At 42.6% G+C, this 15,170-nt stretch carries 12 protein-coding genes; 7 read left to right on the forward strand and 5 right to left on the reverse strand.

What is annotated here, in order from left to right:
• Positions 1-11 precede the first annotated feature (11 nt).
• The gene (locus tag NOS7524_RS19035) at positions 12-1,052 is read left to right on the forward strand and encodes a hypothetical protein (protein WP_015140110.1); all 1,041 of its coding nucleotides are present in this window, start codon (positions 12-14) and stop codon (positions 1,050-1,052) included.
• A gap of 71 nt (positions 1,053-1,123) precedes the next feature.
• Here NOS7524_RS19035 and NOS7524_RS19040 read toward each other — a convergent pair whose 3' ends face one another.
• The gene (locus NOS7524_RS19040) at positions 1,124-2,074 is read right to left on the reverse strand and encodes an ADP-ribosylglycohydrolase family protein (RefSeq protein ID WP_015140111.1); all 951 of its coding nucleotides are present in this window, start codon (positions 2,072-2,074) and stop codon (positions 1,124-1,126) included.
• A gap of 394 nt (positions 2,075-2,468) precedes the next feature.
• Here NOS7524_RS19040 and NOS7524_RS19045 point away from each other — a divergent pair, with 394 nt between their 5' ends.
• The 4 genes from NOS7524_RS19045 (at position 2,469) to NOS7524_RS19055 (ending at position 6,922) form a co-directional block, all read left to right on the forward strand.
• Positions 2,469-3,005 (forward strand): hypothetical protein, encoded by a 537-nt coding sequence (locus tag NOS7524_RS19045; RefSeq protein WP_015140112.1) that lies wholly within the window; start codon positions 2,469-2,471, stop codon positions 3,003-3,005.
• A gap of 275 nt (positions 3,006-3,280) precedes the next feature.
• On the forward strand, positions 3,281-5,218 hold the full coding sequence (sir, locus tag NOS7524_RS19050) for a sulfite reductase, ferredoxin dependent (protein WP_015140113.1): 1,938 nt from the start codon (positions 3,281-3,283) through the stop codon (positions 5,216-5,218).
• 495 nt (positions 5,219-5,713) lie between these two features.
• Positions 5,714-5,869, forward strand: coding sequence for a DUF2256 domain-containing protein (locus tag NOS7524_RS28825; protein ID WP_015140114.1), 156 nt, complete (start codon positions 5,714-5,716; stop codon positions 5,867-5,869).
• A 90-nt stretch (positions 5,870-5,959) separates the two neighbouring features.
• A complete protein-coding gene (locus NOS7524_RS19055; protein ID WP_015140115.1) occupies positions 5,960-6,922 on the forward strand; it encodes an isoaspartyl peptidase/L-asparaginase in 963 nt (320 codons plus the stop codon).
• Between the two features lie 80 nt (positions 6,923-7,002).
• Here the strand turns inward: NOS7524_RS19055 and glmU are convergent, their stop codons facing one another.
• From glmU to NOS7524_RS19070, 3 genes are all read right to left on the reverse strand, one after another.
• Complete coding sequence (gene glmU / locus NOS7524_RS19060; protein WP_015140116.1) at positions 7,003-8,352, reverse strand: bifunctional UDP-N-acetylglucosamine diphosphorylase/glucosamine-1-phosphate N-acetyltransferase GlmU; 1,350 nt, start codon at positions 8,350-8,352, stop codon at positions 7,003-7,005.
• A gap of 127 nt (positions 8,353-8,479) precedes the next feature.
• The gene (locus tag NOS7524_RS19065; protein WP_015140117.1) at positions 8,480-9,703 is read right to left on the reverse strand and encodes a response regulator; all 1,224 of its coding nucleotides are present in this window, start codon (positions 9,701-9,703) and stop codon (positions 8,480-8,482) included.
• 508 nt (positions 9,704-10,211) lie between these two features.
• On the reverse strand, positions 10,212-11,132 hold the full coding sequence (locus NOS7524_RS19070) for a tRNA (5-methylaminomethyl-2-thiouridine)(34)-methyltransferase MnmD (protein ID WP_015140118.1): 921 nt from the start codon (positions 11,130-11,132) through the stop codon (positions 10,212-10,214).
• Between the two features lie 80 nt (positions 11,133-11,212).
• Here NOS7524_RS19070 and NOS7524_RS19075 point away from each other — a divergent pair, with 80 nt between their 5' ends.
• On the forward strand, positions 11,213-12,034 hold the full coding sequence (locus NOS7524_RS19075) for a sulfurtransferase (protein WP_015140119.1): 822 nt from the start codon (positions 11,213-11,215) through the stop codon (positions 12,032-12,034).
• Positions 12,035-12,242: 208 nt separating this feature from the next.
• Here the strand turns inward: NOS7524_RS19075 and NOS7524_RS19080 are convergent, their stop codons facing one another.
• A complete protein-coding gene (locus NOS7524_RS19080; RefSeq protein WP_015140120.1) occupies positions 12,243-13,595 on the reverse strand; it encodes a hypothetical protein in 1,353 nt (450 codons plus the stop codon).
• A gap of 344 nt (positions 13,596-13,939) precedes the next feature.
• Here NOS7524_RS19080 and NOS7524_RS19085 point away from each other — a divergent pair, with 344 nt between their 5' ends.
• Entirely contained in the window at positions 13,940-15,154 is a 1,215-nt protein-coding gene (locus NOS7524_RS19085; protein ID WP_144050888.1) for a FecR family protein, read from the forward strand.
• Positions 15,155-15,170: the final 16 nt, after the last annotated feature.

Consider the following 15,170-nt stretch of genomic DNA (forward strand, 5'->3'; position numbering starts at 1 on the left):
TGGTATCTACCGTGAGAAAACTAACAAATTCCGACAAACAAGAAATTCTCAAACTATATCGAGAGACTGCTGAAACAACCTCAACTTTGGCAGAACGCTATGATGTGAGCAACTCCACTATTAGCCGTCTGCTCAAAAGCACCTTACCAGAAGATGAGTACGAATACCTCGTTTCCTTAAAACGTGCAGCCAGGACTCCTGAAGGTAGGGCGCAGGTAAGTTATGAAAACATACCATTTGTGAGTAGTCAACCAGAGCCAGAAGTACCAGTACCAGTACCAGTACCAGTTCCTAGCAAGGAAAAACCACGCTTGAAGTTGCCAGAGGTTGAGCTACCAAAGCCAGTGGTACAGCCACAGCCATCACCAGAAGAGGAAGAGGAGGATCAAGAAACTTCTGGTGTCAGACGGGTACGCCGCCGGCGTTCTTCCGCAGAGGAAAAACCCAAGCTCAAGCAACCAGTAGCAAAGCAGTTAGAAATCCCGACGGTACAGCCACTGGAAAAAGCAAGTATTTCCAGTCCCTTAGTTGAGGATGAGAAACCTGATGTAGCTGCTATTGCCCAAATGCTGGGAGAAGACTTGTTAGATGAGTCTGAAGATTTGGAAGATTTAGAGGATGATTTAGACGAAGAAGATTTAGAAGAGGAAGACTACGGGGAAGAGGAAGACGAAGAGGAGGATTACTTTGAACACCCAAGACCTTTAGTCACAAGACGCAGACTTGGAGAAATACCAGTTCAAGTTTTACCTTTATCGGCGGCGGCTTTGCCCAAGACTTGTTATTTGGTCATTGATCGTTCCGCAGAATTAATTACCAGACCACTCAAGGATTTTGGTGATTTAGGTCAGATTCCCAGCCTCGAAACCCAGCAAAGGACTCTACCAATATTTGATAATCACCGAGTTGCCAAGCGGTTTTCTACCAAACGCGATCGCGTGATTAAAGTCCCCGATAGCAAAATGCTACATAAGGCGCGCACCCATTTGCAAGCCAAGGGAATTACTAGACTGTTAATTGATGGTCAGGTGTATTCTCTGTCTCTGGTGTAGGGGTATAAGGGTATAGGGGTATAGGGGTATAAGAGACTCTACCCCAGTCCCCAGCCCCCAATCCCTAATCCCTAATCCCCTTCAGGATAAACAGCAGCCGCAAAACGATGAGCTAGATTGATAATGTCTTGTCTACGGGCAATTTGTTTGACCCATTGTTGGGGGATACCTTCTACTCCATAGTAAATACCTGCCAGCCCCCCCGTTACCGCAGCCGTGGTATCTGTGTGTCCGCCTAGATTGACAGCTTTTAGTACCGCCTCAGCATAAGTAGAGCTATTTAACAAACACCACAAAGATGCTTCTAGAGTGTCAATCACATAACCACCAGAATTAATCTCTGCTTCCGGCAATTGAGCAAGTTCGCCACTGAAGACTCGGTGAAAATTAGGTTTTTCTGAAATATATTCCTCATCAGCATAAAGGGCTTGGATATTTTGTAGTCCTTGTAAATAAGCCGCTTGAGGTTTAGCTCCTTGGAGTAGTTCAACTGCGATACTAATGTAAATACCGCAAGCCATTTGAGAACGGAGATGCGCGTGGGTAATACAAGAAACTTGATGTACCCGCGTGATCAACTCGCGGAAAGTTAAATTTTTATGACAATAAGCCATTGGTAATATTCTCATTAAAGAACCATTACCATTGCTCATTTCACTGGTTCCCCCGGCTTCTAAGGGTGGTATTCCCTGCATCAGACGCATAATTACCGCGTGAGTGCTTTCGCCAATCCCAAATATTTCTCCACGGGGTGTCCAGTAAGCTGCTTTATACCAACGCCAAAAAGAATTAGCGATCGCACTGATTGAATAACCTCTACACAAACTTTCTGCTAGGCAAAATGTCAGTGAACTATCATCAGACCAAGTTCCTGGAGGTTGGTTCCATGTGCCGTAACCCAGCATTTTTGTGACTGGAGATTTAGCTAATTCGGTGCGGCTAGTGAACTCCACCGGCACACCCAACGCATCACCGACACACAAACCCATCAAACCCGATAACGTTTTTGTAGCGGTTAGCATTATTGAATCTCCATGCAAACTACCAAAAATTAACTTTATAGATTTCCTATAGAGTTGATTGCCATAGCTATAACAGCTTACTTTTTATTTCTATATGAAAAGCCAAAAAACAGGATTTAATAGATTTTTCTATTTCCTGAATATTGGCTAAATTTTATTTTTTATATTGTGCCAGTTTTAGAAGTGTATACTGTAGGTGAATAAATACTTAGTATGTAGCTATCGACAACGAGCTACAACACTTGCATGAGAATAATTCTAGCTGTTGTACTACCAATACTTTTGCATCAATCACAACAATTATTTAAGTAAAATCTCAAAATTACTTGGAACATTCCGATAGCTTTTTCGACCTGTAATGTAGCAGTAAAAACTACAAAAGTTTCTTAAGATTATGAAAAAAATACTCAAGTCATTGGCGGCAATTTCTGCGTTATCTTCCTTAGTAATAGTCCCTTGGACAATTAATGCTGGCCAAGCATCGGCTGAAACTAAAAAAGGTACTGATGCTAGTTATATCGGTGCTGGTGTAGCAGCAGGTGTTACCAACGGCGGACAAAATAACGATGCTGCTACCTTTGGTGGGAACATTACAGGACGCTTAAAATTAGGCAATACTCCCTTTTCTGCACGGGGTAATGTGCTATGGAGTGACAAGACAAGTGCAATTATTCCGGAAGTTTCCGTAGATGTGCCGATCGCTAACCGCACTAATGCTTTTTTGACTGGTGGTTATTCCTTTGTCGAAAAAAATGGTTCACCTACTCCCTTGGGTAACAGAGATGCTGTAGTGGTAGGTGCTGGGGTTGAATCTGAAGTTGCTAATAACTTCCTGATTTACACCAATGCCAAAGTTGGATTACGTGCCTACCAAGATAGTCCTGCTTCTGCTGTCAGCATCAATGGTGGTATTGGTTATCGTTTCAGATAAGTAAGTAGGGATTCAAAGATCCTCTTTTGTCTCAGTAACTGCTGACTTCTTTTTGGGTTAGTATATATTTAACTCAGCACTAAAAACTCAGAAACATATGAAGCTGGTTTAATGAAGTGTAACATCACTGATAAAACCGGCTTTTTGTCGTGTTAGGATTGAGGTATTATTCACATTTCCGACCGGATTACCGGAAAATATCCAGCCGAAAAAGTGCTGTCAGCCTGTTGGTTCGGCAATTACTGATGCCTTATTGAGAATACTATAGAACTCTGATGGTTAAATCTGCTCCTCCCCCCACGATCGCTAACCGTAAACCTTCCAAAGTCGAAGGGCTTAAAGAAAATAGTAATTTTTTACGTGAACCTGTAGCAACACAGATTCTTGAGGATACTACTCACTTTACGGAAGATGCTGTCCAAATCCTCAAGTTTCACGGTTCTTATCAGCAGGATAACCGCGATAATCGCGTCAAGGGACAGGAGAAAGATTATCAGTTTATGCTGCGGACAAAAAATCCGGGTGGTTTAGTACCGCCGCAGCTGTATTTAGCTTTAGATCAGCTGGCTGATGAATACGGTAATCATACATTGCGGGCAACCACTCGCCAAGGTTTTCAACTGCACGGTATTTTAAAGAAAAATCTGAAAGCGGCGATCGCTAAAATCGTGAATAACCTGGGTTCCACCTTGGGTGCTTGTGGCGATCTCAACCGCAACGTCATGGCACCACCAGCCCCCTTTAAAAACCGTTCTGAGTATCAGTACGCTTGGGAATATGCCCAAAATATTGCTGACTTACTCTCACCCCAAACTGGTGCTTATTACGAAATTTGGCTAGATGGGGAAAAAGCCATCAGTGGAGAAGAAAGCCCAGAGGTGAAGTCCGCCAGACAAAGCAATGGCAACGGCACAATTTTTCACAATACTGAAGAACCTATCTACGGCACCTATTATATGCCGCGTAAATTCAAAGTCAGCGTGACAGTGCCAGGGGATAATTCCATTGACTTATATTCCCAAGACCTGACTTTAGTAGTGATTACAGACCAACAGGGCAACCTAGAAGGATTTAATATCTTTGCTGGTGGTGGCTTAGGTAGAACACACAACAAAGAAGAAACCTTCGCTAGAATAGCAGACCCCATTGGTTATGTAGCCAAAGAAGATGTTTACACCGCAGTGAAGGCGATTGTTGCTACTCAGAGAGATTATGGCGATCGCACTGACCGCCGTCACGCTAGATTAAAATACTTAATCAATGATTGGGGTGTAGATAAATTCCGCACCAAAGTCGAAGAATATTTTGGTAAACCCCTCGCCCCCTTCCAACCGCTACCAGAGTTTAAATATCACGATTTCCTCGGTTGGCATGAACAAGGAGATGGCAAACTCTTTTTAGGTATTTCCATTGATAATGGCCGGGTGAAGGATGAGGGTTCATTTAAATTGAAAACTGCCTTGCGGGAAATTGTTGAGCAGTTTAACTTACCTATCCGTCTCACACCCAACCAAAATCTGATTTTTTACGAAATTGAACCAGCAAATCAGCCAGCCATTCAAGAGATTTTGGATCGTTGTGGTATAGTTTCTGATCCTAGCACCATCGACCCTCTAGTACGCTATGCTATGGCTTGCCCAGCTTTACCCACTTGCGGTTTAGCGATTACAGAGTCAGAAAGGGCAATACCCAGCATTCTCGAACGCATTCGCACCGTTTTGGATCAAGTTGGTTTACAAAATGAACATTTTGTAGTAAGAATGACAGGCTGCCCCAATGGTTGCGCCCGTCCCTACATGGCAGAATTAGGTTTTGTTGGTAGTGCGCCAGAAAGCTATCAAGTGTGGTTAGGTGGTTCACCCCATCAAACACGCCTAGCACAGCCTTATGTAGAACGCTTGCATCATAATGACTTAGAAAGCTTCCTAGAGCCGATTTTTGTCTACTTTAAAACATCTCGGCAATCTGGGGAAAGCTTCGGTGATTTTTGCGATCGCGTTGGTTTTGATGCCATTCGGGAATTTGTAGCCAAGTATCAACCAGAAGCCGTTCCCGCCATCCCAGAACCAACAGTTAAGATTCGTAAATCTGCACATCGAATTAGCGTGCAAGATGATATTTACGACAAACTTAAACAAACAGCCACTAGCCAAGGTAAACCAATGTCCGCCTTAGTGAATGAAGCCTTGAAAATTTACTTGCAGATGGATTGACCAAAACAGGGTGTAGGGTGCAGGGTGTGGGGTGTGGGGGAAGAAGAGAAAACTATATTATTTTTACACCCTGCCCCGAAACCACCTTCGAGTCAAAGCCCCCACTGATTTCCCCTACACCCTACCCCCTATACCCTACACCCTTCTTTTTGACACTCCCCCGCTCACCGCAAAGCGGTGTAGCGGGAAATTCTGGCTTCACAGAAATACAAGTCAGAGATTGTTATAGAAACAAACAAAATTAATATAAAATCGCTGCACTGTTGAACAGGAGCAGCTTTTTCGTATTTAACAACGTTTAATGGTGATTTGAAGAATTTAATTGACTCCCCAATCCCTGTGTTAGTATCTTTCTGAGCGAATTACCCATGAATCAGTAAATAGGAGGATGCACACACCTTTTCCATTGAAACGTATCTTCCCTTAGTAAGAATCTAGGTATAATTGTCTTCCATCTCTTTTACAAATCTTATTCAACTTTGCACAGTTATTTATATGGGACGCTATCGTTCTAAATCTGACTTACCCACAAAAATCTGTCCGGTATGTCAACGTCCCTTTACTTGGCGGAAGAAATGGCAAGATTGCTGGGATGAGGTGAAATATTGCTCAGAACGTTGTCGCCGTCGCCGTTCTGATGCGAAAACATAAGGGGGATGGGGATTGGGGACTAGAAAAATCCAATGCCTAATGCCCAATCCCTCAAACTGCAACTTAAACGTATATCTCTCAGGGGCATAGATGAAGTCACAGGTGCAACCAAAATTAATTATTCATGGGGGAGCTGGTAGTTCTCTCCACGGTAAAGGCGGATTAGAGGCAGTACGCCGATCGCTTTATGCAGTGGTAGAAGAAGTTTATGCTCTATTATTGTCAGGAGTGAATGCTACGACAGCAGTAGCTAGGGGTTGTCAATTGTTGGAAGATGACCCCCGTTTTAATGCTGGGACTGGTTCTGTGCTGCAATCTGATGGTCAAATTCGGATGAGTGCTTCCTTGATGGATGGTGCATCCAGCCGCTTTAGCGGAGTGATTAATATTTCACGAGTAAAAAATCCGATTGATTTGGCACAATTTTTACAAACTGCACCAGACCGGGTACTGTCAGATTACGGCGCGGCAGAATTAGCCAGGGAAATGCAAATTCCTAGTTACAATGCTCTGACTGAGTTGCGGTTGCAAGAATGGATACAAGAGCGTCAAGATAATTTTAAAAGAACGATGGCTGGTGTGGTAGCAGAACCGGAACTACTAGAAACCAGTAATGCGGGACGTGGTACGATTGGCGTAGTGGCTTTAGATGCCTATGGGAAACTGGCAGCTGGAACTTCCACAGGTGGTAAAGGCTTTGAGCGCATTGGCAGAGTCAGTGATTCTGCCATGCCCGCAGGTAATTATGCTACTGGTTATGCGGCTGTTAGTTGTACTGGCATTGGCGAAGATATTATTGATGAATGTTTAGCCGCAAAGATTGTTGTGCGTGTGACTGATGGGATGTCCCTCAAAGACGCGATGAAAAAGTCTTTTGCTGAAGCTCATGAACATCAAAGGGATTTAGGAGCGATCGCCTTAGATGCTAATGGTGCGATCGCCTGGGGTAAAACCAGCCAAGTCATCCTCGCCGCCTTCCACGATGGCGTACAGATTGGCGATACCTTAGAACTCCCGGAAGGGACTGAGGTAGGTTGTACGGTGGAGTGTTAATTGGGGATTGGGGACTGGCGACTGGGGATGAGAGTAAAATTCTCCCTTGTCTCCTCTGCTCCTCTGCCCCCTGCTCCCTACTACTCACTCTTATTCCGCCAACCGGGTTTAACTACTTGACGAGAGCGAGCAATCACTAAACAATCATCAGGTACATCTTCGGTCACAGTAGAACCAGCCGCCACATAGACATCATTACCCAAGGTTATTGGAGCTACTAAAACGCTATTAGAACCAGTTTTGGAGCGATCGCCTATGATTGTACGGTGTTTTTTCACGCCGTCATAGTTGGCGGTAATTGTTCCTGCACCAATATTGACTTGATTACCCGCAGTTGCATCACCTAAATAAGATAAATGGGCGACGTTGGTGCGATCGCCTATCTGGGTGTTTTTCAATTCGACAAAATTACCGATGCGGCAATTATTACCAACTTGAGCATGACCCCGCAAATGAGCATAGGGGCCTATTTTACTGCCAGCCTGAATCACGCTATCTGTGACTACGGAGTAATGTATGGTCACATTTTCACCCAATTGGCTATTTTCAATCAAACTACCTGGGCCGATACGACTCCCGGTTTGAATTACAGTATTACCCCGGAGATGAGTTTGGGGTTCAATAATCACATCTGGCTGTAATTCTACGGTGTCATCGATAGTAATGCTGTTGGGGTCTACAAGGGTAACACCAGCTAGCAGCCATTTTTCCTTAACTCGCTTTTGTAAAATTTCGTAGGCTGTGGCTAGTTGCAGGCGGTCATTTATACCCAAAATCTCTTGTTCATCTTCCACATCTACCGCCATTACCTGACCTACCTGGGTGACAGCATCGGTGAGATAATATTCTTTCTGGGCGTTATTCGCTTCTAAATGGGGCAGAACCTGTGCTAAGTTCTGCCAACGGAAGCAATAAATGCCGGCATTAATACGTTGATTTTGTCTTTGAGCAGGATTACAGTCTTTTTCTTCAACAATTTGTTGCACAAAGTCTTGATCATTACAAAAAACGCGCCCGTAGCCTTTAGGGTTGGGTAGGTAGGCTGTGAGGATAGTAGCGGCGTTTTGATGTGTTTGGTGAGTATGTAATAACTTTTCTAGGGTTTCGCTGCGTAATAGTGGGACATCACCATTAAGTACGATTAAATCCCCAGTGTATCCCTCCAAATGGGGCAGTAATTGTTGGATGGCGTGACCTGTTCCTAGTTGTACAGTTTGTTCGACAAACTCTAATTCAGGGGAATGTAGAGCTGCTTTTACTTCTTGAGCCTGATATCCGACAATCACTATCCGCCGTGATGGTGCTAGTGGTTCTGCACTTGCTAGCACTCTTTCCACTAGCGATCGCCCACCCAAAGAGTGTAAAACTTTGGGTAAGCTCGATTTCATTCTGGTGCCACGTCCTGCTGCTAGTATTGCTACAACTACCATAATTAGCTTATTATCTATGACTGTATTGCGCTGTTGCACTTGGTAATTTGAGATTTAGGCTCAAATCATACCAGCTAATCATGGTAGTAAGTATGAGTCATACAAAATCAGGTGTTGCACAATCAGCTTAAGCCTGCTGACGCTTTAAGGCCAAAACAAACTCAGCAAATTGGTTAACCAATTGAGGATTACGCCAACCAGCCTCAGTTTCGTCTAGCATCACGCATAGTGCTTCTTCGGCGCTAAAAGCTTTTTTGTATGGGCGTTCGCTAGTCAGGGCATCGTAAATATCAATGATCTGAAATATTTGTGCTAAGTAGGGAATTTCATCTCCCTTCAGCCCATCAGGGTAGCCTGAACCATCCCAACGTTCATGATGATGACGAATGATGGGAATTACTCCCTGCATACTACGTAGTGGTTGGCAAATTTTTTCCCCAATCAATACGTGTTGCTTCATAATTACCCAATCTTCAGGGGTGAGTTTGCCTTGTTTGAGCAATACTGTATCGGGAATTCCCACTTTACCAATATCGTGAAGATAACCACCCCACCTTAAATCCCGAATTTGGCAACGGGAAAGATTCAGATACTCACCAAAGGCTTGTCCTAAGTCTACTAGCCGTTCACAGTGGTCGCCTGTATTGGGATCGCGGCTTTCAATAGCCCTGGCTATGGAAAACAATACTTGTTCTGCATGATCTAAGTCTTCATTTAAACGCTTCTGTCTTACTAAAGACTTAACACGAGCTACTAACTCTACCCGATCAAAGGGTTTAGTTAAAAAATCATCTGCTCCTACTTCAATCCCCCGGATGCGCGATCGCCTATCATTTAAAGCTGTAATAAAAATTACGGGTATTAGTCTGGTATTTTCATCTTGTTTGAGCAATTGACAAACTTCAAACCCATCCATACCCGGCATCATCACATCTAGCAAAATTAAATCGGGTTGCTGTCGCTTCACCAGTTCCACCGCTACAAAACCACTATCTGCCTCAACGACTGTGTAGCCTTCCATTGCTAACAGTGCTACAGCCGTCATTCTACTAGCAGTATGATCGTCAACTACTAAGACTTTTGGTGGTTCGGCATCAAAGCTATTATCTAGAGCCGTTTTGGTTTTTAGAGTTCTCGGAATTAAACAGTTATAACCAGGGTTGAGCCAAGAATCTACTTTTTGGCTTTCTGCAATTATAAAATCTTCTTTAGATAAACCCAAGGAATAATTTCCTTCATCTTGCAATTCTGTTGCATGATTGGCATCAATACTATTGACTTTGCTTGGGGGGTTAGACCCACTCACCTGTTGTTCAGTAGAGCCTGTATAATCACCACTCCTTTTAATCACAGAAGCACCCCAATTTTTAATAAATTATTTAACAGCGTCCGACTTACAAACGAGCTGAGTATTTAACCGTTCATCTCACAATCTTCATGCACTATATAAGCTAGCTGGCTTGAGTAATACGCACCAATCTTTAATATGTTATGAACAATGTGAGAATATTTCTAGGGAATTTCCTGATGTAATTTACTTGCTGATTATTCCAGTATGATAAATCCGCGCAAATGTTAAATCAGGTTTTTCACTGAGATTTTTTACCATAGTCTCGTCAGAAAAAATAATCCTTGTCTAAGCTATATAGAAATTAGGTGAGTTGAGTTTAAATTTTTATTTTCGGCTAGAAAATTTAGTGTTTTTGTTCATCAATTACGTTGAATTATTACTTATTTTCAATATACAGTATTTTTTTTGTATATTCAAATACAGAAAATCTGTAAAGTTACTTTATTTACATAAGCTTAAGAATTTGAGTACGGAGATAAAGCGGAAATTTAGTTAAAAATTTGACAAATTAAATAAGTTTGTTGCGTAAGTCCTGATTGAGTAGCCAGCGTTTTCGCCAATGGGAAGTAGGCTCCAGTGAACTAGCCTGTTGTTCTTGTTGTCGTCGCTGCAAAATTACAGGGGCAGGATCGTTTAATTGCGGATCACGATAGGGAATCGCTGCACGGGTGAGCAAATGCTCATTTTCTTCTGGGGAAAGGGGAGGAAGGGCTGAGTGTGCTTCGCTTTGAGTATTTCTCGGATGAGCTGCAACAGTACCAGGCGATCGCCTACCTACTGGTGGGGTTGAACCAATTTGTAATCCAGCCGCCAACAGGGCTGTACGTACAGCAGCAGCACAGGAATAAGTTGCTAGCAGTCCATCATAGTGTAAACACATAGCAACTTGTTTGATAAATTCAACAGTCCATAGTTGAGGACACTGAGGTGGGGAAAAGGGGTCTAAAAAAATAGCATCAGCCTGGAAACCTAACTGATGTAATCTACTAATTGAGCTTCTAGCATCACCAATGAATAATCTGGCGTTGAGACGTTCTGTTTGTGCTTGTTGCTCACAAGCTAACTGGTGCAGAATCGTTGTGTATTCATAGTTCCAGTTATCTAATAAGTGATGCTCCATAGCCGCTTGCGGTACAGCTAAATCTAGCTCTAAACCAATTAATTCCACATAACAATTAGGATTGACTGCCCAAATGGTTTGTAAAGCGGCGGCTGTGTTGTATCCTAGTCCATAACAAATATCTAAGAGACGTAAAACGGGTTTTGGAGCAGCTAAGTTAATTTGGGTAGGACTAACAAATTTGAGAAAACTTTCCTGCTTGGCTCCAAAATGGCTGTGAAAAGCTTCACCAAACTCTTGGGAGAAAAAAGTAAAAGAACCATCTGCTGTTACTTGTGGTGAAAAAGTTGCAAATTTTGGTATTGTCATGTATGCAAAAATAACCAGTTGTAAAGAAAAATAAAATTTTAATTTTTGAGCTTGCGACTTGTATATTATTTTGAATTGTTATGATTGATAATCAATTAGTTGTTTCGCCAGCCTGGCTTGTTCAACATCTTCAAGACCCGCAAGTGGTAATTGTAGATTGTCGCTTTTCTTTAGCTGAACCACAACTAGGGCGACAGCAGTACCAATACAGTCATATAGAAGGGTCTTACTATCTAGATTTGAATTTGGATCTTTCTAGTCCTGTGGGTAAGCATGGTGGCAGACATCCATTACCAAACCTCAAAGAACTAGCGCCAAAACTAGCAGCAATGGGCGTAGAGTTTCAAAAAACTTTAGTTGTAGCTTATGACGACTCTCGCTTGGCTTTTGCATCTCGTCTTTGGTGGTTGTTGCGCTATTTAGGACACGAACAAGTAGCTGTGCTGGATGGAGGCTTTAGCCAATGGCAAAAAGCTGGCTATCCTATTACAGATATTATTCCTCAAAAGCAAACAGCTAATTTTAGCCCCAAAATCCAACCACAATTGTTAGTAGATATTGAAGCTGTCAAAAATCGCAAAGATTTACCGACGGTAGTTTTGGTAGATTCAAGAGAAGGCGATCGCTACCGTGGTGAACGAGAGCCAACTGACAAAATCGCTGGACATATTCCTGGTGCTGTAAATTACCCGTGGATGGAAGTTACAGATGCTAACGGTAATTTAATCACGCCAACAGACCACCGTCAACGCTGGAAAAATCTAGAACAAGCTGAGGAAATCATAGTTTATTGCGGTTCTGGTGTAACAGCCTGTGTCAATTTACTATCTTTGGAATTAGCTGGTATTCATAAAGGTAAACTTTATGTTGGTAGTTGGAGTGATTGGATTAGTTATGAGTAAACTAACGCCGTGTGCAACTTTCTCTCAAACCTAACCCCCAACCCCTTCCCTACAAGGGAAGGGGCGCAAGAATCAAAGCCTCTCTCCTTGCAGGGGAGCCAGTTGCGTGGGCGGGTTTCCCGACTTAAGAGAACTGGCTCCCCCTTGTGAGTGGCTTTTTCCTCCTTCTGCCTCCTGCCTCCTGCCTTCTGCCTTCGATTGGCTATTGCTAAAATTCCCCTAATAACACGTTGTAATTGACGTTGAAAAACCAGCTGTTAAAATCAAGGTTTTTAGCGGTAGAATCACCAAAACTGACACCAGTTTGAAGATTTAGACTACTAGATTGAGATAAGCGATAAATTAAGTGTGCAAATAGCCGATGATAATGGTCATGGCGATCGCGCTGTGTAAAGTCTGATATGTTCAATTGGTAGTTTAAACCTACTTCAAGCGGTTTTTGCAGAGAATAGTTCAAAGATAACCAGATAGAGTTAATGATGCGACTACGCCTATCAGGATCAGCTAGATTCCAACTCAACTCATAAAAACTATCTAGCATCAACTTGTCAGTTAGGGGATCTCGCCTACCTAAAGATAGCCGAAACGAGTTTTCATTTAAGAAGCGATCGCCAGATGTAAACACATCACTGTTTTTAGCATAAAATAACTGCTGATTACTCCAACCAAGTTCACCATACATTCTCTGTGATAGCTGTTGGTAAATTCCCACATTGAATCTGATTTGGTTGTAATTAAATTTTGATTGCTCTAAATAACGGATTAAATTACCATCAATTGACCCATTTAAATAAGTTTTGTCTCCCAAGGGAAAATACACAGATGCTAATCTTAATCCATAAAAAAATAAGCCTTCTTCTATAGGAAAAACATCAGAAGAAAAAATATTACTGCTATAAAAATAACCGACACGGGCTTGTAAGGAACCTATTGGTTTAAACTGTTGTACAGGCCGTTCACGCTGTGGAATTTGTGGTTGTTCGAGTGGTGATTGTGGTAGCTGTATTGGCCGCACTCGCAACCCCAATTCCCGATAACTATCTGACTCAGAACTAGGCTGTTTTGTCTCTCGTAGTCGCCGTATTAGCCTCTCCAACCTTTCAGTTCTATTTACTGGAGGCGCATTTAATAATTGATCTATTGGTTTCGGGGTAATTTGAGGCAAATTATTGGGTTGAGTTTCTAGCTGTGGCGACTCATTCGTCTGTTGAACAAAATGAGGATTTTCTGTGGGTGTGGGATTGGGTGCAGGACTGTCTACTTGAGCAGTGATTAATTGCGGTTGTGACTTATTTAATGCTATCTGTTTTGCAGATGCTACATCAAACATCTCAAACTGTTGCAGTTGAGAATTATTTGGCTTTAACTTATTTTTTGGGCATATATCATCAGATATCTCAACATTGGGTACATGGTTTGCTGTCACCTCTGGATTATCTCGACAATCAGAAGCATTAGCATTTTTTGACCATGCTGCGTTTACCCTAGTGCAGTAAGTGTTTGTGCCAATGGTGGCCAACAAAATCGCGAATAAAAATCTTTTCCAGCCCTGAATTTGCATCTTGTATAGATGGCTTTAATTAATTTTGTGAGAAAAATGAATAGTTTTCATCTATTCTGGTGTACACATCTGATGATGACTACTTTCTAAACTTGACATCAATTGCGATAACTATTCTATCCTGTCACTTACAAATCATATTATTTATTGCATAGATTTAAATAGATGGCTACAATGGGTGTCATGAGTTGTAAACCTCAGTATACATAAACTCACTTTATGTGTATCCTATAGAAAATTCAAATATATTTAACAGCGAATTACCTGAAAACATTGACAAGGGAGAGATAGAATATCGATTCTCCACTAGCTTGGTATTAGTGCAATTTTTACTCATTTTAACTATGCGTCTTAAACTGTTCCCGTTGGCGATTAGTTTGTGGGGTGTCATACTAATAAATTTGCCAAATCAGGTAAGTGCCAATACCCCTTTAACTCGCGCTGAGATTCAAAGCCTCCGTAACTTTGTGCAGTTTATTCAAAGAAATACCAGAAATGCGCGTCCGGCACGTCGAGCAGATGCCCTAATTCCAGGGGATGGGCTATCGACTGGTAGAGCTTCTCTAGCAGATTTGCGCTTCAATGATGGCTCTTTGGCACGGGTTGGAGAACAGGCAGTATTTCAATTTTTGCCTCGGACTCGGAATTTTCAGCTATCAAACGGGACAGTATTATTACTAATTCCACCAGGAAGGGGTCAAACACGCATCCAAACACCCAGTGCAGCAGCAGCAATCCGAGGTTCTGCCTTGTTTGTGCGCTATGACCAACCAACAGACACCACAATTGTAGGGGCATTGACCAATAGTGGGATTACAGTTTCCAATAAAGATACTTCGGAATCTCAAGAACTGCAAGCGGGTCAACTTTTAGTAGTAGTCAAAGGTAAATTTCAAGGCTTATACGATTTTGATTTGCAAAATTTTTATGAAACGAGCGATTTAGTCAAAGGACTGGATTTAACTAGACAAAATCTAGCTCCATCACCCGACCCAGCAATTGCCAGTGTACAAGGGGAAATTCTAGCAGCTTTGGCGGGGCAATCTCCTCTAAGTGGTCAAGGAATAGTTGAAAACCCATCTTTTTTAGAGTTATCTGCTAACTCCTCACAAGACACAGAGCAAGGAAATTCAACAGCAGACTCAATCACTGATGGTTATCCAGTCAATACTTTTGTGGAAACAGGTGAACTTCTGTTTAATAATGCTCAAGAATTAAGCAATACTGATAGACCAACATCTCTAGAAACTCCTCCCAATTCTGGCGGCAGCAATCAAGGTCAAATCGGTAATCCTGGTAACGAAAAACCTGTTGATAATGCTGGTGAAACCCCAGGAAGAGGGCTTATAGACACGCCAGACACACCAGACACACCAGACACACCAGACACGCCAGACGACACGCCAGACACGCCAGACGACACGCCAGACACGCCAGACACGCCAGACGACACGCCAGACACGCCAGACGACACGCCAGACACGCCAGACGACACGCCAGACACGCCAGACGACACGCCAGACACGCCAGACGACACGCCAGATCCACCTGCACCCTAAATGTCAGTTCATTAGT

The organism is Nostoc sp. PCC 7524, from assembly GCF_000316645.1.
Classification (GTDB): Bacteria; Cyanobacteriota; Cyanobacteriia; order Cyanobacteriales; family Nostocaceae; genus Trichormus.

Excerpts from the sequence above, each read along its gene's own strand:
- NOS7524_RS19040 (WP_015140111.1), bottom strand. The coding sequence starts at position 2,074 with ATGCTAACCGCTACAAAAACGTTATCGGGTTTGATGGGTTTGTGTGTC.
- NOS7524_RS19075 (WP_015140119.1), top strand. The coding sequence starts at position 11,213 with ATGATTGATAATCAATTAGTTGTTTCGCCAGCCTGGCTTGTTCAACAT.
- NOS7524_RS19045 (WP_015140112.1), top strand. The coding sequence starts at position 2,469 with ATGAAAAAAATACTCAAGTCATTGGCGGCAATTTCTGCGTTATCTTCC.
- sir (WP_015140113.1), top strand. The coding sequence starts at position 3,281 with ATGGTTAAATCTGCTCCTCCCCCCACGATCGCTAACCGTAAACCTTCC.
- NOS7524_RS19055 (WP_015140115.1), top strand. The coding sequence starts at position 5,960 with ATGAAGTCACAGGTGCAACCAAAATTAATTATTCATGGGGGAGCTGGT.
- glmU (WP_015140116.1), bottom strand. The coding sequence starts at position 8,352 with ATGGTAGTTGTAGCAATACTAGCAGCAGGACGTGGCACCAGAATGAAA.
- NOS7524_RS19085 (WP_144050888.1), top strand. The coding sequence starts at position 13,940 with ATGCGTCTTAAACTGTTCCCGTTGGCGATTAGTTTGTGGGGTGTCATA.
- NOS7524_RS28825 (WP_015140114.1), top strand. The coding sequence starts at position 5,714 with ATGGGACGCTATCGTTCTAAATCTGACTTACCCACAAAAATCTGTCCG.
- NOS7524_RS19080 (WP_015140120.1), bottom strand. The coding sequence starts at position 13,595 with ATGCAAATTCAGGGCTGGAAAAGATTTTTATTCGCGATTTTGTTGGCC.
- NOS7524_RS19070 (WP_015140118.1), bottom strand. The coding sequence starts at position 11,132 with ATGACAATACCAAAATTTGCAACTTTTTCACCACAAGTAACAGCAGAT.